23 protein-coding genes and 1 pseudogene are annotated in these 19,747 nt (G+C 42.6%); 13 read left to right on the top strand and 11 right to left on the bottom strand.

Annotated features, from left to right (window positions below):
- Nucleotides 1-7 precede the first annotated feature (7 nt).
- Nucleotides 8-382 (bottom strand): YuzC family spore coat inner layer protein, encoded by a 375-nt coding sequence (locus tag ABIE66_RS25435; RefSeq protein ID WP_370016719.1) that lies wholly within the window; start codon nt 380-382, stop codon nt 8-10.
- A gap of 275 nt (nt 383-657) precedes the next feature.
- Between ABIE66_RS25435 and ABIE66_RS25430 the strand changes: the two genes are divergently transcribed.
- The 6 genes from ABIE66_RS25430 to ABIE66_RS25405 all read left to right on the top strand — a co-directional run bounded on the left by ABIE66_RS25430 (nt 658) and on the right by ABIE66_RS25405 (nt 5,582).
- Entirely contained in the window at nt 658-1,407 is a 750-nt protein-coding gene (locus tag ABIE66_RS25430) for a GTP cyclohydrolase II (RefSeq protein ID WP_289326834.1), read from the top strand.
- A gap of 13 nt (nt 1,408-1,420) precedes the next feature.
- Nucleotides 1,421-2,521, top strand: a complete 1,101-nt coding sequence (ribD, locus tag ABIE66_RS25425) for a bifunctional diaminohydroxyphosphoribosylaminopyrimidine deaminase/5-amino-6-(5-phosphoribosylamino)uracil reductase RibD (RefSeq protein WP_289326833.1) — start codon at nt 1,421-1,423, stop codon at nt 2,519-2,521.
- Nucleotides 2,522-2,538: 17 nt separating this feature from the next.
- On the top strand, nt 2,539-3,636 hold the full coding sequence (locus ABIE66_RS25420; protein ID WP_370016718.1) for an FAD-dependent monooxygenase: 1,098 nt from the start codon (nt 2,539-2,541) through the stop codon (nt 3,634-3,636).
- Between the two features lie 15 nt (nt 3,637-3,651).
- Complete coding sequence (locus ABIE66_RS25415) at nt 3,652-4,215, top strand: 5' nucleotidase, NT5C type (protein ID WP_289326831.1); 564 nt, start codon at nt 3,652-3,654, stop codon at nt 4,213-4,215.
- A 132-nt stretch (nt 4,216-4,347) separates the two neighbouring features.
- Nucleotides 4,348-4,740, top strand: coding sequence for a hotdog fold thioesterase (locus ABIE66_RS25410; protein ID WP_370016717.1), 393 nt, complete (start codon nt 4,348-4,350; stop codon nt 4,738-4,740).
- 122 nt (nt 4,741-4,862) lie between these two features.
- A complete protein-coding gene (locus ABIE66_RS25405) occupies nt 4,863-5,582 on the top strand; it encodes an MOSC domain-containing protein (protein ID WP_370016716.1) in 720 nt (239 codons plus the stop codon).
- Between the two features lie 55 nt (nt 5,583-5,637).
- Here ABIE66_RS25405 and mnhG read toward each other — a convergent pair whose 3' ends face one another.
- From mnhG to ABIE66_RS25370, 7 genes and pseudogenes are all read right to left on the bottom strand, one after another.
- On the bottom strand, nt 5,638-5,976 hold the full coding sequence (gene mnhG, locus ABIE66_RS25400) for a monovalent cation/H(+) antiporter subunit G (RefSeq protein WP_289326828.1): 339 nt from the start codon (nt 5,974-5,976) through the stop codon (nt 5,638-5,640).
- Nucleotides 5,960-6,196 carry a Na(+)/H(+) antiporter subunit F1 gene (locus tag ABIE66_RS25395; protein WP_370017115.1) on the bottom strand — a complete coding sequence of 79 codons (237 nt, stop codon included), beginning with the start codon at nt 6,194-6,196 and terminating at the stop codon, nt 5,960-5,962. The genes mnhG and ABIE66_RS25395 overlap by 17 nt, the downstream gene beginning before the upstream one ends.
- Before the next feature lie 47 nt (nt 6,197-6,243).
- Entirely contained in the window at nt 6,244-6,720 is a 477-nt protein-coding gene (locus ABIE66_RS25390; protein WP_370016715.1) for a Na+/H+ antiporter subunit E, read from the bottom strand.
- Between the two features lie 6 nt (nt 6,721-6,726).
- A complete protein-coding gene (locus tag ABIE66_RS25385; RefSeq protein ID WP_370016714.1) occupies nt 6,727-8,208 on the bottom strand; it encodes a Na+/H+ antiporter subunit D in 1,482 nt (493 codons plus the stop codon).
- Nucleotides 8,201-8,542, bottom strand: coding sequence for a Na(+)/H(+) antiporter subunit C (locus tag ABIE66_RS25380; RefSeq protein ID WP_289314532.1), 342 nt, complete (start codon nt 8,540-8,542; stop codon nt 8,201-8,203). Before ABIE66_RS25380 ends, ABIE66_RS25385 begins: the two co-directional genes overlap by 8 nt.
- A pseudogene (locus ABIE66_RS25375) lies at nt 8,542-8,965 on the bottom strand (Na(+)/H(+) antiporter subunit B). Before ABIE66_RS25375 ends, ABIE66_RS25380 begins: the two are co-directional and overlap by 1 nt.
- Complete coding sequence (locus ABIE66_RS25370; RefSeq protein ID WP_370016713.1) at nt 8,962-11,367, bottom strand: Na+/H+ antiporter subunit A; 2,406 nt, start codon at nt 11,365-11,367, stop codon at nt 8,962-8,964. Before ABIE66_RS25370 ends, ABIE66_RS25375 begins: the two are co-directional and overlap by 4 nt.
- A gap of 330 nt (nt 11,368-11,697) precedes the next feature.
- On the opposite strand from ABIE66_RS25370, the gene ABIE66_RS25365 reads away from it, so the two are divergent.
- Nucleotides 11,698-12,255, top strand: coding sequence for a DUF5366 family protein (locus ABIE66_RS25365; RefSeq protein WP_370016712.1), 558 nt, complete (start codon nt 11,698-11,700; stop codon nt 12,253-12,255).
- A gap of 36 nt (nt 12,256-12,291) precedes the next feature.
- On the opposite strand, the gene ABIE66_RS25360 is transcribed toward ABIE66_RS25365, so the two are convergent.
- The gene (locus ABIE66_RS25360; RefSeq protein WP_370016711.1) at nt 12,292-14,151 is read right to left on the bottom strand and encodes a transglycosylase domain-containing protein; all 1,860 of its coding nucleotides are present in this window, start codon (nt 14,149-14,151) and stop codon (nt 12,292-12,294) included.
- Nucleotides 14,152-14,432: 281 nt separating this feature from the next.
- On the opposite strand from ABIE66_RS25360, the gene kapD reads away from it, so the two are divergent.
- Entirely contained in the window at nt 14,433-15,056 is a 624-nt protein-coding gene (kapD, locus tag ABIE66_RS25355; RefSeq protein ID WP_370016710.1) for a 3'-5' exonuclease KapD, read from the top strand.
- Between the two features lie 40 nt (nt 15,057-15,096).
- Here kapD and kapB read toward each other — a convergent pair whose 3' ends face one another.
- Nucleotides 15,097-15,483: a kinase-associated lipoprotein KapB gene (kapB, locus tag ABIE66_RS25350; protein WP_289314538.1), complete on the bottom strand. Its 387-nt coding sequence runs from the start codon at nt 15,481-15,483 to the stop codon at nt 15,097-15,099.
- Between the two features lie 178 nt (nt 15,484-15,661).
- On the opposite strand from kapB, the gene ABIE66_RS25345 reads away from it, so the two are divergent.
- The 4 genes from ABIE66_RS25345 (at nt 15,662) to ABIE66_RS25330 (ending at nt 17,940) form a co-directional block, all read left to right on the top strand.
- A complete protein-coding gene (locus tag ABIE66_RS25345) occupies nt 15,662-16,252 on the top strand; it encodes a peptidylprolyl isomerase (protein WP_098371439.1) in 591 nt (196 codons plus the stop codon).
- A 135-nt stretch (nt 16,253-16,387) separates the two neighbouring features.
- The gene (locus ABIE66_RS25340; protein WP_289314539.1) at nt 16,388-16,612 is read left to right on the top strand and encodes a hypothetical protein; all 225 of its coding nucleotides are present in this window, start codon (nt 16,388-16,390) and stop codon (nt 16,610-16,612) included.
- Between the two features lie 197 nt (nt 16,613-16,809).
- Nucleotides 16,810-17,286: a GNAT family N-acetyltransferase gene (locus ABIE66_RS25335; RefSeq protein ID WP_289314540.1), complete on the top strand. Its 477-nt coding sequence runs from the start codon at nt 16,810-16,812 to the stop codon at nt 17,284-17,286.
- 39 nt (nt 17,287-17,325) lie between these two features.
- A complete protein-coding gene (locus ABIE66_RS25330) occupies nt 17,326-17,940 on the top strand; it encodes a PH domain-containing protein (RefSeq protein WP_370016709.1) in 615 nt (204 codons plus the stop codon).
- Between the two features lie 41 nt (nt 17,941-17,981).
- Here ABIE66_RS25330 and ABIE66_RS25325 read toward each other — a convergent pair whose 3' ends face one another.
- On the bottom strand, nt 17,982-18,839 hold the full coding sequence (locus ABIE66_RS25325) for a manganese catalase family protein (RefSeq protein ID WP_370016708.1): 858 nt from the start codon (nt 18,837-18,839) through the stop codon (nt 17,982-17,984).
- Between the two features lie 143 nt (nt 18,840-18,982).
- On the opposite strand from ABIE66_RS25325, the gene ABIE66_RS25320 reads away from it, so the two are divergent.
- A complete protein-coding gene (locus ABIE66_RS25320; protein WP_370016707.1) occupies nt 18,983-19,738 on the top strand; it encodes a TraR/DksA C4-type zinc finger protein in 756 nt (251 codons plus the stop codon).
- Nucleotides 19,739-19,747: the final 9 nt, after the last annotated feature.

Genomic DNA, 19,747 nt, shown 5'->3' with positions numbered 1-19,747 from the left:
TTGGACGTTATACATCCCTCCATTTCAAGCTGACGATGATATGACAATTTTCTTCCTCTGCTTTAGGATAGAAATCAAAACGGATTCCATCGGGGTTATACGTGATATCAGGTTCGTTCTTAATTCCTATCTTTCGGATCATATCGATCACGACACTCATTTTCGATGCTTGGGCAGCAGTCATCAGCCGGTTTGAAAAAGGCTTGGATGTGGCTAAAGTATCCATGACTTTTTTTACATCAAGCATTAAAGATTGTGATGTCTTTGCCGATTTAACTAGCTGATCTGGATTGGTTGCCGAGTAGGGACGGAATGTTCCTCCCCGCTCCCGATTCATATCCATTGCCCCGGCGTGAGGTGGAAATAGGATGGGGTCATACAAAAAATAAGGGAAATCCTCCAAAAGGTTTCCTTCCTTTCCTTAAGTCTGTATATAGACACGTTTTCGTTATACGTTAAAATATGTATAAAGGCCAGCCGATATGATAGCGGTTTGTGAATGACTTTCTTTTGCAAAAAAACTTCTTGAAAATTATGATCAAAGACACACTATTATTTGTAAACTGCTTCGTTGACAGGTATAGTGTATAGTAATATACTTACTTACCTAAAGTAAGGAGAAGGCACACTATAAATTATAAAATAGGTGATGTTAACATGAAAATAACCCAGCAAACAAAAGACCTTTTAATAGATAAAATGAAAATCCTCAAAACCCCGGGAAAGGCGGATATTTGCCTTGTGGGGCCAGTGAACCTGCCTGTCGAACAAGGCGATTTCTCAACGGTTTTCCAATGGTATACGTGGCTCCAGCTTGATGGCATGGATAATGACAAGGAAGCGGTGCTTGAATCGCTTTCGGAAGCTAACCTTGCTTTTGGACAGCAATCCTCCGTATTGGTGTATGGAGATTTTGAAAAGTCGGGGGATGCACTCGTCCGGATGCATAGCATCTGTCACACAGGTGATATCTTCGGCAGTAAACGCTGCGATTGCGGCTACCAGCTCCACCAATCGATGAAGATGATAGCCGAGCATGGGTGCGGGGCCATTTTTTACCTTGCGGACCATGAAGGAAGAGGGATCGGCCTGTTTTCCAAATCTCTTGCATATTTGCTTCAGGAGGAAGGGTATGACACGGTAGAGGCGAATCAGGCGTTAGGATTCGAAGACGATACGCGATCTTACGAGGGAGCCATTCGAGTGTTGAGGGAACTGCGTGAGGAGCCGGTTACTTTAATTACGAATAACCCCAAAAAGTTGGATGCCCTTATGAAGCATGGACTTGCGGCAAAGGACCATATCCCACTTTGGGGCGGTTTGACGGAAGATAATAGCTTCTATCTGGATACAAAGGTTAAGAAGTCAGGACATATTCCCCACAAGAAGCCAACTTTGATTGTATAAGGAGAGCCATAGTATGAATGATGATCAATATTACATGAAGCTGGCATTGGATTTGGCGGCCAGTGCTAAAGGAAAGACGAATCCAAATCCAGTGGTCGGTGCAGTCATAGTTAAGGACGGTGTGATAGCCGGTACAGGAATCCACCGTAAAGCGGGTGAGCCGCATGCCGAGGTCCATGCTTTCAAAATGGCGGGTGAGTATGCAGAAGGTGCAACGCTATACGTGACTCTTGAGCCGTGTTCCCATTATGGTAAGACACCTCCTTGTGCAAATTTAGTGAAAGAATCAGGTGTCCGGCGGGTTGTGGTGGCTACACAAGATCCAAATCCGGAAGTTGCAGGAAGAGGGATATCCATCATTAGGAATGCGGGCATTGAAGTGGAAGTTGGCGTCCTGGAGAAGGAAGCGCAAAGACTGAATGAGCGTTTCATTCACAATATGTTGACGAGCCGTCCATTTGTCATTTCGAAGTATGCGATGACACTTGACGGAAAACTTGCAACCCACACAGGCCATTCAAAATGGATAACAGGAGAAGAATCCCGTCATTCCGTTCATTTGCTGCGTGATGAGGTGGATGCCATTCTCGTTGGTATTGGGACTGTTTTGGCCGATGATCCATCACTGACGACAAGACTTCCGGAGGGCGGAGGGGAAAATCCGATCCGAATCATTCTAGACAGTGAATTACGTGTTCCGATGGAAGCCAATGTTGTCCAGGTATCAGATGCGAAAACCATGATCGTAACGCATGATCAAGCACCTGCGGGAAAAATGGCGGCTTTACGTGAAAAAGGAGTCGAATTCATTCTCGTCCCCAAAAACGATACGGGCCTGAATTTAAGGACCTTGATGGAAGAGCTGTATAAAAAGGGGATTACGGATGTCTTGCTGGAAGGTGGAAGTGAAGTGAATGCCTCTTTCCTAAGGGCGGGGCTCATCGATAAATACTTGATTTATATAGCTCCTAAACTATTGGGTGGGAGAAACTCACTAACACCGTATACTGGAATGAATGTAGATACTATGGATGAAGCGATGGATGTTGCCTTCTCTGGCGTGGACACGTTTGGTGAAGACATACGCATAACGGCTTATCCTAAATTAAAATAGACAACAGGTGAAGAGGCATGTTGGTTAAATCAGATGTATGCATAGTCGGATCAGGACCAGGAGGAGCGCTGCTAGCTTACCTATTGGCCAAGCAGGACATTTCAGTCGTCCTGCTTGAGAGGCATTCTGAAGTTGCCAGGGAGTTCCGGGGCGAGTTCCTGAACGATGAAGGAGAGGCCATTCTTAAAAAGCACGGTTTATTCGAGGACGTGGAAAGGCTTGGCTTGCTTAGGATGGAACAAATTGAATATTGGAATGACGGCCAACTATTTAAAAGGATTTTCCCGGAATTTCCTATAGACCATGTTGGGATACATGTCCCTCAAAATCATCTGCTTACAGCTATATTGAATGAAGCTGAAAAGCTGGATTCTTTTCAATTGATGATGAATACGAGGGTTACGGACCTGATTCAGAATGAAATGGGCCGGTTTACGGGTGTCAAGGCTCGAAAGGGCGGAAATGACCTGGAAGTGCAAAGTTCATTGGTAATCGGAGCGGATGGCAGATTTTCCATGGTTCGAAAAAAAGCGGGGATACCAGTCGTGATTAAAAATCATGGCTATGATTTACTGTGGGCAAAGATTCCTGCTCCAGAGGGATGGAAGCCATCGATCAAGATGGCATTGGTCAATGGCTCCCAGGTTGCCCTCTTCACTCAGGCTGGAGGTTTCATCCAAATTGGATGGAATATAGAACATGGTTCATTTCCCCATTTGCGAAAACAGCCATTTGATCCATTCATTGAAGATTTACTTTTTGCATTTCCTGAATTAAAAAAGGTCGTGTGTGAAAATATCAGCTCTTGGCATGACTTCATTTTATTGGATGTTTACAGCAGCTACTGTGAAACGTGGACAAAGGATGGTGTTGCATTATTAGGTGATGCAGCCCATACGATGACACCTACAGGTGCATTCGGACTCAATTGTGCCATGAAAGATGCCGATATATTAGCCGAGCTTATTCAACGATGCATCATGCAGGGGGATATTGGATTCCTTGGATTAAAAATGGCTGAACCGGAAAGAAAAGCCGAAATTGAAAGATTACAGGCCATTCAGGTGGACAAGGAAATTTCCTTCGCATCACAGTTTGCCGCCGCTTATGTTTAAAGAGGAGTGAAAGATATGAAATTCGGTTTTGATATTGACGATACCCTTATTAATTTGAGGGAGTTCGCGTTCCATCTTTATAATGAAAAGCTTAATAAGAACATAGAGTTAACGAAATTCAAAGCATTAAAGACAATAGAGATCCATGAAGCTTTCGGGCTTGATAAAGAGGCTGGGGGCAAGATGTGGAACAGCCTTGCCGAGGAAGTGTATTATTCATCCTGTCCAACCTTCGAGGGAGCGGTGGAAACGCTGCAGGAGCTTGAACGAGATGGTCATGAGATCTATTACATCACCGCTAGAAAATCGGAGCATGGTGAACGGACGAAAAAATGGTTGATTGAAAACGGCTTTCCGGTTAAGGATGACCATTTTTACTGTGGTATGAAGGATCATGAAAAAATTGATACGATTCGCAAATTGGAATTGGATTATTATTTTGATGATAAACCGGCAGTCCTGGAAACTTTATTGGATATTCCAACGAAAGTGTATGCAATTGATAACTCCTATAACAGGGAATTGGATATCCCAAGACTGACAAACTGGTTTGAATTAAAAGAAATACTCTCGAAATAATACAATTCACATTATTGAAGGATGACTTGATAGACTTGGGTCATCCTTTTTTTGTATACTATTATGAATAGTGATTCACTTTTTCTGAATCATTCGTTGTAGGAAAAAACATAAGAGTTGGGGGTATTGGGGATGGAGAGAAATATTGAAAATTCGTTGATAGGCACGCTTGGGATAGACATGAAAGAAAACGGTGACGGGAAAGTCATTGCGACGATGCCGGTGGATGAACGTACCAGGCAGCCATATGGTTTATTGCATGGGGGAGCGTCCGTTGCCCTTGCGGAATCCGTTGCAAGTTTTGGCGGGATGCAGCTTGTAGACAGTGAAAAACAAGCTGTCGTGGGCCTTGAAATCAATGCCAATCATGTAAGGGGCGTCCGTTCCGGTATTGTTACCGCCGAAGGGAACATCATCCATCGCGGGAGGACGACGATGGTATGGGACGTGAAAATCCGTGATGAAGAGGATAATCTTATCTGCATTTCACGCTGTACATTGGCCGTTATCGACTTACCGAAGTGAATCAGGGAACGATCGCTTTGAGGTGACGTAATGATTTTACAGCCGGTTCACTATTTTGATTCTACAGTTTCCGGTTTACGTATAATATGGCAGTAGACTATTGTATGAAAAGGAGTTATTTTATGCTGGTTGGTCATATACAGGAAATCACCCGTCATCCTGTAAAATCTTTCACTGGTGAACAGGTACAGAAAACAAGGGTGATGGATTATGGACTATATGGAGATCGCAGTCATGCCTTTAAAGACAAAAATGGGAAGTTCCTGACGATAACCCAAGTCCCGGAGATGGTCCGCTATCAAGCTGTTTTTTCTGGTGAGGAAACACTTGACCAATATCCGGAAATAAAAGTGAAGACCCCTTCAGGAAACGTGCTGACATGGGGAGAGGAAGCCTTTCGGGAGGAAATGGAACGGTTGTTAAATCAGGAGGCAACATCCGTTGTTTATCCGCCAGCACATATCCCGTTCGGTGCGATTGAAGAAGAAAACATCCTGCTAGTCAGTGATGCCTCGATTGGCGAATTGTCGAAGCTTTGGGGAAGAGAAGTGGATGGCAGAAGATTCAGGCCCAATTTGGTGCTATCTTTAGAGAACAAAACGCCCTTTTTAGAAGAGCGATGGTTCGGAAAAAGGATTCTGATCGGGGAAGATGTTGAACTGGAAATCAAAAGGCATTGTGAGCGTTGTATGATCATAACAGTTGATCCAAGCGATTCCCATAGAGATCCATCACTTTTGAAAACTGTCGTCAAGGAAAGGAACAATCATTTTGGTGTATACGCCTCGGTCATACGAACAGGTGAAATCAATTTAGGGGACCAGGTATATTTAAAGGATTGAGACAGAAAAGAGCTGCTCCTGTTAAACAGGGCAGCTCTTTTGCAATGGCAGGGAATCACCGGATTTTCTTTAAATCATCCTGGACACTCCGATCCCACATTTTAACGCCTGAATGGTAAGCCGAGCGATTGATTAAATGCCCGGCAACAGGGCTGGTCATGAAGATGAAGATGATCGCGAGCACGACCCGGAAATCGAAATGGCTATGCTTATAATAGAAATATAACAAGGTGCCAATCAGGATGAACATGATCCCAAGTGTCGAGCTTTTTGAGGCAGCGTGATTTCTTGTATAGACATCGGGCAGCCGGATGATTCCGAAAGCCGAGACTAAAAAGAGAAAGACCCCCATTAATAGGAATAGGGCTGATAGGATTTCAACGATTGCGGTCATCTTCGATAATCTCCCCTTTCTCAAGGAATTTGGCGAACGCGACCGTTCCTATGAAAGATAGGATTCCGAGCAGTAGAATGGCTTCCAGATAAGCGCTTGTATCCATGACAATGGAGGCAAGTGCAACGATTGCTATTAGGTTTATTCCCATCGCATCGAGTGCGACGACCCGATCCGGTACGGAAGGCCCTTTGATTAAACGGTATAAGAATCCAATCATGGAAAGCGAAACACCGAGCAACGCGATTTTAAGTATTAGATCGAACATTATTTGCTCACCTCCATGATCGCCTTTTCGAATGTATTTCTAATGCTGTCCACGGCTTCATCCTTATCGGCAATATCCATTGCATGGATATAAAGAATCCGATTATCCACTGATACTTCAACGACAAGTGTTCCTGGTGTCAGTGTAATTAAATTCGATAGTATCGTAATTTCCCAATCCTTAGTCAGCACAGTCTCGAATGCGAATATGCCAGGTCTCATATCCAGACTCGGTTTAAGCACGACCTTAAGGACGCTAACGTTGGAAAGTATGAGTTCCCTTGCGAATATGAGCAGTAATAGAACGACGGCATTCACCCTGTTCAGGTAAAAACGATCATTGAAAAAATGACGGAAGACGAACATGATGCCGAGCCCCAATACATATCCGATGATAAAAGTGCTCCCGTTAAACTCATTTTTCAAAAACATCCAGATAACCGCAAGGAACACATTCAGTAAAATTTGGAATGACATCAGGCACTACTCCTTTAAAACCGCTTTGATATAAATATCGGGATTCATTAATGTATCTGCAGCTTGTGTAATGAATGGGTAAATCGATTCTGTTCCTACTCCGAATAAAACGGAAATGATAACAAGGAGGACGGCAGGAACCAGCATTTTATTTACCGTATTACTAGATAAGGCATAATCAGCTTTTGGAGTTCCCCAGAAACCATTCATGAATATTTTCATAACCGAGTATAGGACCATCAAGCTTGAAATCAAGACAACGGCCATCCCAAAGTAGGCACCTTTTTCTGCAGCTCCCTGAAGAATCAGGAGTTTGCCGGCAAATCCGCTGAACGGTGGAATTCCCGCCAATGATATGGCAGCTATGAAGAAGGTCCATGCAAGTGCAGGGTATTGCTTGATCAAGCCACCCATATCACGTAAATCATCCGATCCGCTGATTTTGATCATGATGCCAACCAGCAGGAAGAGCGCAGCCTTGATAAGCATGTCATGAATGATATATATAATGGAGCCTGATAATGCCTGCCCATTCATGATCGAGATGCCGAAAATGATAACCCCGACGGCGATGATGATATTGTAAATGATGATTTTTTTAACATCCCAATAAGCTATCGCTCCTATGACACCGATGATGATGGTCAAGATCGCAAGTATCGCAAGGAAAGTATGGGTGAAATCCTGGTCATGATAAAACATGAGTGTATAGGTCCTGAAAATGGAGTATATCCCTACCTTTGTCAGCAATGCCCCGAATAGTGCGATCACTGGGATGGGTGGAGCATAATAGGACCCAGGCAGCCATTGGAAGAGCGGGAAAATGGCTCCCTTTAAACCGAAGACGATCAAGAAGCCAATTGCTATCACCGAGATGATTCCAGGCTGGTTGACTTCCGCTATCCTCTTGCTGATGTCCGCCATGTTCAATGTGCCAAGAACTGAATAAAGGTACGCCACCATGATGACGAAAAAGGAAGAGGAAAGCACATTGACGATGATATACTTCAATGATTCCCTTAGTTGTACTTTCGTCCCTCCCAGTACAAGCAGCACGTAAGAAGCCATCAGCATGACTTCAAAGAAGACGAATAGATTGAAAAGATCCCCCGTAAGGAAGGCACCGTTTACACCAATCAGCAAAAATTGAAATACAGGATAATAATAGTGTCTTTCACGTTCTTCACCTATGGAGTAAAACGAGTAAATCAGTATGGCCAATCCAATGATATTCGTGGTCAGGACCAACAGTGAAGAAAGCATGTCTGCGACGATCACGATTCCGAACGGGGCATCCCAGCTACCGACACCGAGAGTCAAGATCCCTTGAGTATGAACCGAGAACACTAGATAAAGGGATATAACGATTCCGAAAAGAGAGGAAAAAAGAGAGATTCCTCTTTGTAGCTTAATTTTTTTTACAAAGAAAATGAGAAGTATGCCTGTGAAAAGCGGCCATAAAACAGGCATGAAAGTAAGATTATTCATTAGCTTCCGTACCTCTCATTTCTTCCATATCATCAGTTCCGAGTTCCTGGTAGGTCCGATAAGCAAGAACCAGCAGAAATGATGTGACTCCGAAACTGATGACGATGGCCGTCAAGATAAGCGCTTGCGGAAGCGGATCAACATAGGTTGTAACATCATCACTTAGCAATGGAACGGAACCGCCTTTCAAACCGCCCATCGTCAAAATCAAAAGATGGGCGCCGTGACTGAGCAGCCCAGTACCGATTATGATTCTTAAAATGCTTTTTGAAAGCATTAAATAGGTCGCACACATAAATAGTATTCCAATGACAATGGCCATTAAAAGTTCCATTATTCACTCTCCCCTATCGTTTGAATAATGGTCATCGTTACACCAACAACCACAAGATAAACACCCAGATCAAAAAGTACCGCAGTATGAAGCGAGATGTGCCCAAGCAGAGGCAAATCGATATATTGATATACATGTGTCATGAGCGGCACCCCGAACACTAACCCGCCCGGCAACAGTCAGGCTTGATATGAACAAGCCTGAACCAATCATTAACTTATAGTCAATCGGCAGGATGCCTGTGACGGTTTTAATGTCGAAAGCGAGCAACAGCAGGACTATGGCGGCTGATGTCATTAAGCCGCCGACAAACCCGCCTCCTGGCGAATAATGCCCCCCTAAAAAGATGGCTACTGCAAAAAGCAGGATAACAAAGGCGGCGACCTTCGTAACCGTTTGGAGAATCAGGTCATTTTGCTTCATGATTTATCTTTCCCCCCTGTCAAACGCAATTTGATCATCGCGAATATTCCAAGCGCAGCGATCGAAAGGACAGTGATTTCAAACATCGTATCAAGTCCGCGGAAGTCAACGAGAATGACATTTACGACGTTCTTTCCGCCTGCTTCCTTATAAGCATTTTCAAGGTAGTAACTTGATATGGAGTCAAATAGTTTATTGCTATGTGCCGATAGGGCAATCAATGTAACCATGACTCCTACACCAATGGATATCAGGGCATTATTCAACCTGAATGTCATCCGTTCTTCCTTTCTGCTTGCCATTAACGGAAGGTGGAAGAAACAGAGCAAAAACAGTGATACAGAAATCGTTTCGATGACAAGTTGAGTCAGGGCTAAATCCGGTGCCCGCAACAAAACGAAAAATAGGGAAATCGTATAACCGACCGCTCCTAAGATGATAATGGAAGTCAAACGGGATCTTGCAAACAGAATGGCGATCGAGCCAATCACGGTAATCGCCGCTAATACCCATTCATATAAGCCAATCGGAGCTAAATTTCCTGTATCCAATTTAAATGCATCCTTCCAATAGAGCGTAAAGCCCAATGAAAGAATGAAGAATAGGAATATCGAAAGCAGATATGTACGGATCGAACCTGTCATTAAAAATTTCATGACGGAGGATGCCGAGCGTTCGAGCCCTCTTAGCCCGTTATCATACAGAGCATTCAGGGATAAACGTTCAGGCATCCACTGATGGATCTTTTGCCACTTTGGAAACGTCTTGTATAAAATGATTCCAAATGCAATGATGCCGACCGTCATCCATAATTCGGGTTGGAATCCATGCCAGAAGGCGATATGGACTTGGAAATCCGGACCCACCAAGCTTGGCTGAATGCCAGCTACCGCCGGTTCAATGATTGACGATGATAGCAAGTTTGGAAAAATGCCGAAAATGATCACCAACGAAGCAAGGATTATTGGAGAAATCAACATCCCGATCGGTGCCTCATGGGGTTTCTTGTCCAATAGGTTTAACTGAAGTTTGCCTGTGAAGGGTTTGAGCACGACAATCATGCTGTATATAAAAGTGAATACACTGGCGACCCATGCCAGCACAGGAAACAGCATCCCCCATGTCGCCATATTGAAGATATTCAGTTCCAATACATCCACCATGCTGGCCAAGAACATTTCCTTGCTTAAAAAACCATTGAAGGGTGGAAGGCCAGCCATTGAAAAAGCACCTATGACGGCGACGGTGAAAGTAATCGGCATCAACTGCATTAATCCGCCAAGCTTTCTGATATCACGCGTACCGGTTTCATGATCAATGATGCCTGCAACCATGAAAAGGCTGCCTTTAAAGGTCGCATGATTAATCAAGTGGAATACAGCTGCAACCGTGGCTGCCAAGTATATATTTTCCCCTAAAGATTCATAGTGGAGTGCCGCCGCTCCAAGCCCCAAAAGCGACATAATCAATCCGAGCTGACTGATGGTGGAAAAAGCGAGAATCCCCTTTAAATCTGTCTGTTTGATTGCAGAGAATGAGCCCCAGAACAGGGTGATCAATCCGGCAATCGAAACTAGCCAGAACCATATTCCGGATTCTGCAAAAACAGGGCTTAATCGGGCAACCAAATAAATTCCGGCCTTGACCATTGTAGCGGAATGAAGGTAAGCGCTGACTGGTGTCGGAGCTTCCATCGCGTCAGGTAGCCAGATATGGAACGGGAACTGTGCGGATTTAGTGAACGCACCAAGCAGCACAAGCAAAAGGGCAGGAGTGAAGAGCGGGTGGTCCATAAGTTCCCCACTTTGTGCTATCAATTCACGTATGCTGAATGTGTTCCCCATAATGGCAAGGAGAATGATGCCTCCAAGCAGACTTAAGCCTCCAAACACAGTGATCAACAGGGATTTCTGCGCCCCATAACGTGAACGCTCCCTTTCATTCCAATATCCTATCAATAAAAATGAGGATAAACTCGTGAATTCCCAAAACGAATAAAGGACAATCAGATTATCGGAAAGGACGACGCCCAGCATCGCTCCCATGAAAAGCAAAAGGAAGACGTAAAATTGGTTCAGCTTTTCTTTCTCTTTCGATAAATAGAAAACCGAATACAGAACGACGAGTGAACCTATCCCTGTGATAAGCAAGGCGAACAAAAGCCCTAGTCCATCCACATAGAAATCAACATGAATTCCGAGAGAAGGAATCCATGCAGCCCTTTCTGTAATGATATCCCCTCGTTTGGTCAAGGAAATGAAACTTGAAAAATAGGTGAAAAGGAGAATCGGTAAAATCAATACAAACCAACCTGTATGTATTTGTCGAAATAGTTTGTATAATATTGGTACAATAAGTGCTAATAGAAACGGTGATAATACCGCCCAATGAAGTAAAGACATAAACTCCCCCCTTTTTAAAACGAAGTCATTCGTCTTATTATGCTTTTTTCACGCAATCCTAGACGTTAGGAAATCTTCGTTGATTATGAATTTTTTTATCGAATACTTGTCTCGCTTAAAAGTATAACGCAATTTTTGTGGGTTTGCATGGCCTTAAAAACAGTGAAGGCCGACTAAAATGGAGTTTTATATATAGGTAGAAAAGGAGAGGAAATCGACCTGAAAAATTTAATTTAAAAGTTTTTCAAGGGTGAATTAGTAGAGTATCCATTGTGAAATGGTGGATTATCTAGCATAATATAGGATAAAAGATACATGGATGGAGAAATCATGAAAAACACATATTTACTTAGCTACTTTCCAATCATTTCAATCCTATTGTTCGGCCTCTCCTTTGCCATTTATGGGGAAATGCAGATGCTCAAGTTATTTGGGAATTTGGGAATCTACCAAGGGATGCTGGAGTTTTTTTCTGAAGCGGGCATTAAGCTGGCGCTGCTGATCGTATTGCTGCTATTATTCTTTATGGTTTTTGCCGCATTGAAGTTGATTTCCGATACTATATTGGAGCTGTCCTTATTATTCTTTTCCAAAGATTCGGAAGGTAAAGCACTGAACAGTGTAAGAAGGGGGTCTGTCATTTATGTCATTGGCGGTGCCTGTTCATTGTTCAGTGTCCAATTCATCATCGGGCTTGGTTCTATCTTTATCGCAACGAATGTCGTGGCCTTAATTTATTTTGTCAATAAGTTAAGCCCGAGCCTGAATTTGTCCAGGCTTGTCGGATTGGTTTTCTTTCCAATCTTCGTTTGGGCTGCCTTGATTTCAATAGTCGCTTATGCGGGATTGAAGCTTTATAACAGCGTTATTGCAAGTCTTCCCATATAGAAAAAAAGAAGGTGCCATCATGGCACCTTCTTTTTTTCACTCGGCAGTCTGGCTGATATCTTTCCAAATCAGTACATGGGGTGTATGTGAATAAATGGATTGCAGATTGGATGGCTTGTCCCTCCCAATCCAAACGCCTGTTGTATAGTTTGCTGTCAGGCCGACAAACCACATGTCTTTCACATCATTGGTCGTACCGGTTTTCCCGCCGATATAATCTGTGGGAAAGTAGGCTTTGCGGGCTGTCCCGGAAAGCGTTGTTTCATGGAGAAGTTGCCGCATCTTGGCTACGGTGCTTTTGTTCCATATCTCCTTGGAGTTGTCGTTCCATTTATAAAGGACTTCACCTTTTTGATCAGTGACTTTAATAATGGCCCGCGCTGGCTGATAGTTTCCGTCATTGAAGGAAGTATAGGCATTTGTCAGTTCAAGGGGACTCATGCCATATTCGAACCCGCCTATGGCCGAACTCGTATGGTGGTCTTTTTTGCTCACTTTTTTAAAGTCGAAAGCTTCCAGGTACTTGAAACTAGTCTCCATCCCCGTCTTTTCAAAAAGCCTTATGGCGGGTGTATTATAGGATTGAGCGAAGGCTGTCCTTAGTGTGACCATCCCATAACTGTCACCGCTATAATTCTTTGGGCAATAGCTATTGCTGCAATAGCTCGCTCCACTTACAAGCTGATTGATGTCAGCACCCGTTTCTTCAATATAGGGAGCATAATCGAGAAGTGGCTTTATGGCTGAACCTGGCTGCCTATAACTTTGGTATGCCCGATTGAAAGAATTTTTTTTATAATCCTTTCCCCCAATCAAAGAGACAAGCTCGTGCGTATGATGCTGTATAACCACTAAAGCTCCTTCGATATCATTGACACCGATTTTTGATTGTACAGCAGTCTTGGACTGGGTTTGCAGCTTGGTATCGAGTGCGGTATGGATGGTTACACCGGAATTCAAAAGCTTTTCGACCTTTTTATTCAGTTCTACTTCCGCCTGCTGACGTATATCGACATCAGGACTTTGCAGAGATTTGGTGAGACCTTCAGAGGATGCCACCAGGTTTTTCAATTCCTGATGAACATACGTCACGTAATCGGGATATAAGTCGACCGAGGTGGACAAGTCTAATTTAATCGTAGTTTTGATGAGCTTTTCATACTCGGTCTGTTCTAAATCACCTTCGGCTACCATTTGTTTCAGTAATCTCTCCTGCCTCTTTTTCGTCTCATCAAAATGTTTAAGAGGATTGTAGTTTTCGGGATTATTAGGGATCGCTGCAAGGAAGGCAAGTTCCGCTTTGGACAACTCCCCAGTCGGTTTACTGAAATAATACTGGGAGGCAGCTTCGATTCCATAGGCTCCATTACTGAAATATATGGCATTCAAATATAGCTCCATGATTTCCGGTTTTGATTTTTTTCGCTCTAACTGATAGGCGTAAAGGATTTCACTAAGTTTTCGGTTATACGTCCTATCATGTGAAAGGTAAGCATTCCTGGCCAGTTGCTGGGTAATGGTACTGCCGCCTTGTTCGATTGTTTTATTTTGTGAATTGATAAGAAGCGCCCTGCTTATGCCGGATAGGTCAACGCCTGCATGATCATAAAATTTCTGATCCTCTGTAACGATGAACAGGTTTTCCAGGAAAAGGGGGATGTCTTCAAGTTTTAGGTAGGTCCTTTTTTCACCAGTGGAAATTTCACTGATGACCTTTCCATTTGCAGCCTTCATGTAACTGGTCTGAGACAGCTCTACCGAATCAATGGGAATTCGCTCGTCGAGTACATGATAGGGAGATTGCGCTAAGGACCATTCCTGATAGGAAAGGAAAATGAAAAGGATCAATACGGGAACTAAGAGGGAAATCGTGATATAACCAAGGCACTTGCGCATAGATCAACTTCCTAACTAATATATTTTTAGTATGTTCTAGGGAAAAATGACTGGATGAAAGAAAGAATGGTACTTTTGGTTCATTCATCCATCATAATCCAATTAAGGTAGACAATAAAGAGTTTTGGGTAAATTAGGTATGAAGGCAAAATTCCTATCTGAATGGTGTATTACGATCCAATTAAAAACTTTCTAAATCTTCTGTTATAATATTCTCATGAGAAAATTAAATCCAATTTTTGTTTATACGTGATGTCAGGAAAATGAAGGGGGTCATAAAAATGGAGGAACAACAGCAATATGTATTCATTGATTTTGAATTTACGATGCCGGAAGGAAAAGCCAATCCATCAGGATTTTATCCAGAAATCATTGAGGTTGGGTTAGTCACAGTCATTAATGAGAGTATTCAGGAACAATACTCATCTTTTGTTAACCCATTGAAATTTCCAGTCCTAACGGGAAGATGCAAGAAGTTCTTGAACATTACCCAAGATCAGGTGGACCGTGGGATTTCATTTGAAGAGTTGGTTTCTTTATTGAAGAGAATTGATGAGCAGCACCCGACGACGATTGTGACCTGGGGAAATATGGACATGAAGGTACTTCGCCAGAACTGTCAGAAATCAGGACTTGATTTCCCTTTTTCAGGGAAACAAACGGATCTTTGCATGGAGTATAAACGCTTTTTCGGAGATCAAAATCAAACCGGACTTTGGAAGGCTGTACAGGCCTATGGCAAAGAAGGGACAGGCAAGCATCACAGGGCGCTGGATGATGCAATCACGACATATAATATCTTTAAGTTAGTAGAGAAAGATAAAAGTTATATGCAAAATCATGAACCGACGACAATTGGCGAGCGCATTGATTTATCAAAGGTTTTGAATCATTTAGCGTTATAAAAGCCAAATCATCTACTACTGATTTGGCTTTTATCATGCTTTATTTGAAATAGTCCGCCGCTAAATCCTCAAGCAACTGTAAGCTTTTATCATTCCACTCTGTGTGTGCTTCGCTTAAGGTGCGTTTCATTTTCTCGACAGCTTCTCTTAAGGACTCCTTATACTCAGGAATCTCCTCTTCAAAGATCCTTACCATATTCTTCGGTACATTGGTTTGCTCCCGGAATGCAAGAGCGCGCCGCTGATGGAACATGGACACTTCCGTTTGCTTCGGGTTATGAAGATCTCCCTGCATGGGATGCTTCAAGACAGCCAACACTTTAACAAGATATGCAGCAGGTCTGATATCGGTAATTTCCCCGATGTATTTTCCAGTTTTATATATGGCGGTAACCTTATCGCCGATTTTAAAATCCTGTTCTGACATTTCCCTACCACCTTTCTTTTAACTTCCTTCATGATACATAAGAACAACGATTTTTTACAGCGATTTTGTTCAACTTCGCAAAGATGCTTTTTTCACGAAAATCGTGTAAAGTGTACAAATGAAGATGGAAAATGGCAGTTAAGGCCATTTTATTTAAAACAGAAAGAGGGTATGTACAATGACAAACTTTCCACAATTAACAAGTGAAGTTTTGGAAAATGAAAAAGCGGTCATCATGCAAACGACGATGGGCGATATTAAAATTAAACTATTCCCTGAGCTGGCTCCGAAGACAGTGGAAAATTTCTTGACCCATGCTGAAAACGGCTACTACGAAGGAATCATCTTCCACCGTGTCATCAAGGATTTCATGCTTCAAGGCGGAGATCCGACAGGAACTGGAATGGGTGGAGAAAGTATCTGGGGAACTCCATTCGAGGATGAGTTCTCTATGCAATTATTCAATTTGCGTGGAGCTCTTTCCATGGCAAATGCAGGCCCGGGAACAAACGGCAGCCAATTCTTCGTCGTACAAGCCCAGCATGTAGACAGCAGAATGGGTGAGCAAATGAAGCAAGCCGGTTATCCGGAAGAAATCATCAGCGCTTATATGGAACAAGGTGGCACACCATGGTTGGATCATAAACACTCTGTTTTTGGTCAAGTGGTTGAAGGCATGGACGTTGTTGATACGATTGCTAACGTAGAGACAGTTGCGGGAGACAAACCAGCAGTTGATGTGGTCATTAAAGGGATCACCATTTTATAAATAAAAGGGAAGCGAGGGGCTAATGGCCTCTCGTTTTTTTTAGGTTTTAGTGGATAAGGCCCACTAGTGGATTGTTCTGGTAATTGATATAATGGGATAATGCAGTTTAATTCCCTATCAGGAAGGATGTATCGGATGGACTTTCTCAATCATACTTTACTAGGTTTGTTTCTTTACTTTCCAGAAGACAAGACTGAATATATCTCGGCTGGCATAACTTGCTTCATCTTTTTGGTTGCAGCGGTTTTTACGATGAGGGCTATTATAAGATATTCAAAGAAGGAAGAAATGAAAACCAAGCAATTTGAAGATGAAGTCACTAAAAGGAACCGGCGTATAAAGGATGATACCATTACTTGATCCCGGAAGAGGCGGGTGCATCGCGAGAGGTCCTGCCGTTTTTTTATTCCATGATTATTGATTATCTGAATATGAATGGTATTATGTTTTGTTAGAAGGTTGTAAAGGACCTGGATGAAGAATAAAATGTTCCCTTATCAGCATAAGCATTTTATACTATAAGCAGAGAGAGAGAAATTTTGGGGGCGTAAATAGTTATGCAAATCGTAGCGAAAAGAATGATTGCGACAGATACGGTCAAGAGTTTTTTCATTCAGCACTGGGAGACGACTCAAGTCGTTTTTTCAAGAGGCTTGTTTCATTATGCGGAACTTGAGGGTTTTGGAGTGATGGACGAGAATGAAAAAATCACGGGGTTGGGAACATACAAATTATCCGACCATGTATGTCAGATCATTTCTTTGAACAGTGAGCATGAGAATCAAGGAGTGGGCTCATCGTTGCTTTATGTGATGGAAAATATCGCTAAGGAAAAAAATTGCCATACTATTAAAGCGATTACAACGAACGATAATTTACAGGCATTGAAGTTTTTTCAAAAGCGTGGTTATGTCATTTCGGAAATCGTTAAAAATGCAGTTGAAGAATCAAGGAAAATAAAACCTGAAATACCATTTTACAGTTTTGATGGAATTCCGATCCGAGATGAGATAATACTGGAGAAATACTTATGATAGGGTGTAATTACCTGAAATTTGATAGGGGGAATGGGAATGTTCAAGAAAATTGCGGCTGATGCCCTTGGTCTTAGTGATATTGGGAGTGTGATTAGCCCTGCCGATTATGACAAGGTGGATGCAGATGATTATATCATGCATGAAGATGAGGAAAAAATTTATTTCCTGATTAAATCAAAAACCGATGAGTACTGTTTCACGAATCAAGCGTTCATACATTTGGATGGCACGAGTGCCATAAGCAAAAAGCGTACACTTACTAGATATAGCTACAGCCAGTATAATATTTCCAATGTATCGCTTGAAACGGCAGGGACTGTTGATTTGGATGTGGAAATTAAATTTTCAATCGGTGCAAAGAGTTTCTCCATTGATGTCCATAAGAAATTCATTGAAGAATTAAAGGACTTGTTCAAAACACTCGTGAAAATATCGGAAATTTGCCATGAGAATGAATTTGCCCTTCAATATGCACAGCAAAGTGTAAACCTTGCTTCTTCCACTTTGAACCAGGTTCGTACTGAAGGAAGCCAAATGGCTGCAAGTTTCAAGGAAATTAATTCCGCAGCTTTCGAATGGTTGATGGATAGCCGGAAAAAGTACCATCTGAAAGATTTTGGCTATGTTTTTGAGAAATATATCAATAATTAAAACAAGGAGGCGAACACAGAATGATGTGTCCGCCTTCTTTTTTAATTGTTCAAATCACTCAATCCAGGACTGTGTTCATTTGGCATATCTGGCATTTCTGGGACCGGGAATCCATTTGGCGGATCGGTAACAGCAAGTTTTCCGCCATTTCGACTAGGTGTTTCCCCTTGGAAAACTTCACTGATTTGAGTTTGATCCAGCCTGAAATTGAATTGGGCATTATGGTAGCCTAAATCCACATATTTGCGGCATTCAGGATATTTGTTCAAATCATAATTAGGTACGGGGAAGATTTTCCCCCAGTCGACCCCGAGGGTTTCCAATGCTTTGGCAAATGCATTTTGATGGGCATTGTCACGAACCATTAAAAATGCCAATGTTTCACGCATTGTTTTATTGGAACTCATTTCATAAATCCTCGACTTTTGCAGGACCCCCGTGGATTCAAGCATGACATTATTCAAAAGGTTCGCCACAAGATTACCGTGATCATAGACCCATGATCCATTCCAGGGATTGCCGCCAGCATCGACGGGGAGGGAAGCTTTCGCACCGATGATGAAATGATGGGGGTTTGCGCCACCCCGGATGACATCATCCAATGGGGCACCATCGATACCGGCATTTCCGGGCATATCCCCGCCAGCATCATTTAGCAGCTGGTTAATGGTTGATTGGACAAGTTCAACATGGCTTAGTTCCTCTAAGAAAACACCACGGATTAAATCACGATATTGTTTAGCCTTGCCGCGGAAGTTGGCGCTTTGGAAAGAATACTGCATCATCGTCCGCATTTCACCGAATTGCCCTCCGAGCGTTTCCTGAAGTACTTTTGCTGCATTCGGATCAGGCTTATCGGGAACGATCATATTTATTAAATCTTCTTTATAGAAATACAAATAAAAGCCCTCCTAAAAATAAATATTTCTAATTTAGCTTCTGTTATCTGAATTAAATTATTCCTAAGGTAAAAAATACCTTTATGGAATGACGGGAAGAGAGAAATACTAGAGGGAAGAACGATTTTGAAAGGATGTTGCACATGCTATCCAATCAGCAGCTTAAAGAATTTCAACAGCAATTGCAGCAAACGAAGCAAGAGTTGAAAGAGCGATTAAATGATCAAGGCGACCACGATTTAAGAAGAAGCATGGAGGATTCGACAGGTGAGTTATCGAATTACGATAATCATCCCGGCGATCAGGGAACCGAGTTATATGAACGGGAAAAGGATTTGGCCCTTACCGAGCATGATCGGGATGAAATAAGGGATATTGAAAGAGCGCTTTCTGCCATCGAGGCAGGTGAGTATGGAAAATGCGAGGTTTGTTCAAAAGAAATATCTCTTGAACGGTTGAATGCCATCCCTACCACTACTTATTGTGTCGAGCATACCCCGTCACAAGAAACTTCGGACAATCGGCCGGTGGAAGAGGAAGTGTTGGGACCCCCATTTGGAAAGTTTGATTATGATGACCGGCACGAATCGGTTGCATATGATGCGGAAGATTCATGGCAGGACGTTGCCAGCTTTGGAACATCTGAAACGCCTTCCGATTTTGTGAATCCACCAAATGATTACGAAGATATGTATGTCGAGTCCGAAGAAAATATCGGATATGTCGAAGATTATGAAAATTTCGTTGGTGTGGATATATACGGTAAAGAGATAACCGTTTACCCTAACTCGCAATATGAAGAATTGAAGGAAGAACTTTTTGAAGAAAATATTCAAACCCCGTTTGGGGATTTGCCACGTTATGAGCATGATCCTTATGTAGATGAAGAGAAAGAATGAAAAAAAGAA

The sequence above is a fragment of the Peribacillus sp. B2I2 genome, assembly GCF_041261685.1.
Taxonomy (GTDB): Bacteria; Bacillota; Bacilli; order Bacillales; family DSM-1321; genus Peribacillus.
Note: the sequence above shows the minus strand (reverse complement) of the source record. Positions and strands in the feature narration are given on the sequence as shown.

Bases quoted from the DNA above. Each gene is read 5' to 3' on its own strand.
- ABIE66_RS25430 (WP_289326834.1), top strand. From the start codon at position 658: ATGAAAATAACCCAGCAAACAAAAGACCTTTTAATAGATAAAATGAAA.
- ribD (WP_289326833.1), top strand. From the start codon at position 1,421: ATGAATGATGATCAATATTACATGAAGCTGGCATTGGATTTGGCGGCC.
- ABIE66_RS25420 (WP_370016718.1), top strand. From the start codon at position 2,539: ATGTTGGTTAAATCAGATGTATGCATAGTCGGATCAGGACCAGGAGGA.
- ABIE66_RS25415 (WP_289326831.1), top strand. From the start codon at position 3,652: ATGAAATTCGGTTTTGATATTGACGATACCCTTATTAATTTGAGGGAG.
- ABIE66_RS25410 (WP_370016717.1), top strand. From the start codon at position 4,348: ATGGAGAGAAATATTGAAAATTCGTTGATAGGCACGCTTGGGATAGAC.
- ABIE66_RS25405 (WP_370016716.1), top strand. From the start codon at position 4,863: ATGCTGGTTGGTCATATACAGGAAATCACCCGTCATCCTGTAAAATCT.
- mnhG (WP_289326828.1), bottom strand. From the start codon at position 5,976: ATGACCGCAATCGTTGAAATCCTATCAGCCCTATTCCTATTAATGGGG.
- ABIE66_RS25395 (WP_370017115.1), bottom strand. From the start codon at position 6,196: ATGATTGGATTCTTATACCGTTTAATCAAAGGGCCTTCCGTACCGGAT.
- ABIE66_RS25390 (WP_370016715.1), bottom strand. From the start codon at position 6,720: ATGTCATTCCAAATTTTACTGAATGTGTTCCTTGCGGTTATCTGGATG.
- ABIE66_RS25385 (WP_370016714.1), bottom strand. From the start codon at position 8,208: ATGAATAATCTTACTTTCATGCCTGTTTTATGGCCGCTTTTCACAGGC.
- ABIE66_RS25380 (WP_289314532.1), bottom strand. From the start codon at position 8,542: ATGGAACTTTTAATGGCCATTGTCATTGGAATACTATTTATGTGTGCG.
- ABIE66_RS25370 (WP_370016713.1), bottom strand. From the start codon at position 11,367: ATGTCTTTACTTCATTGGGCGGTATTATCACCGTTTCTATTAGCACTT.
- ABIE66_RS25365 (WP_370016712.1), top strand. From the start codon at position 11,698: ATGAAAAACACATATTTACTTAGCTACTTTCCAATCATTTCAATCCTA.
- ABIE66_RS25360 (WP_370016711.1), bottom strand. From the start codon at position 14,151: ATGCGCAAGTGCCTTGGTTATATCACGATTTCCCTCTTAGTTCCCGTA.
- kapD (WP_370016710.1), top strand. From the start codon at position 14,433: ATGGAGGAACAACAGCAATATGTATTCATTGATTTTGAATTTACGATG.
- kapB (WP_289314538.1), bottom strand. From the start codon at position 15,483: ATGTCAGAACAGGATTTTAAAATCGGCGATAAGGTTACCGCCATATAT.
- ABIE66_RS25345 (WP_098371439.1), top strand. From the start codon at position 15,662: ATGACAAACTTTCCACAATTAACAAGTGAAGTTTTGGAAAATGAAAAA.
- ABIE66_RS25340 (WP_289314539.1), top strand. From the start codon at position 16,388: ATGGACTTTCTCAATCATACTTTACTAGGTTTGTTTCTTTACTTTCCA.
- ABIE66_RS25335 (WP_289314540.1), top strand. From the start codon at position 16,810: ATGCAAATCGTAGCGAAAAGAATGATTGCGACAGATACGGTCAAGAGT.
- ABIE66_RS25330 (WP_370016709.1), top strand. From the start codon at position 17,326: ATGTTCAAGAAAATTGCGGCTGATGCCCTTGGTCTTAGTGATATTGGG.
- ABIE66_RS25320 (WP_370016707.1), top strand. From the start codon at position 18,983: ATGCTATCCAATCAGCAGCTTAAAGAATTTCAACAGCAATTGCAGCAA.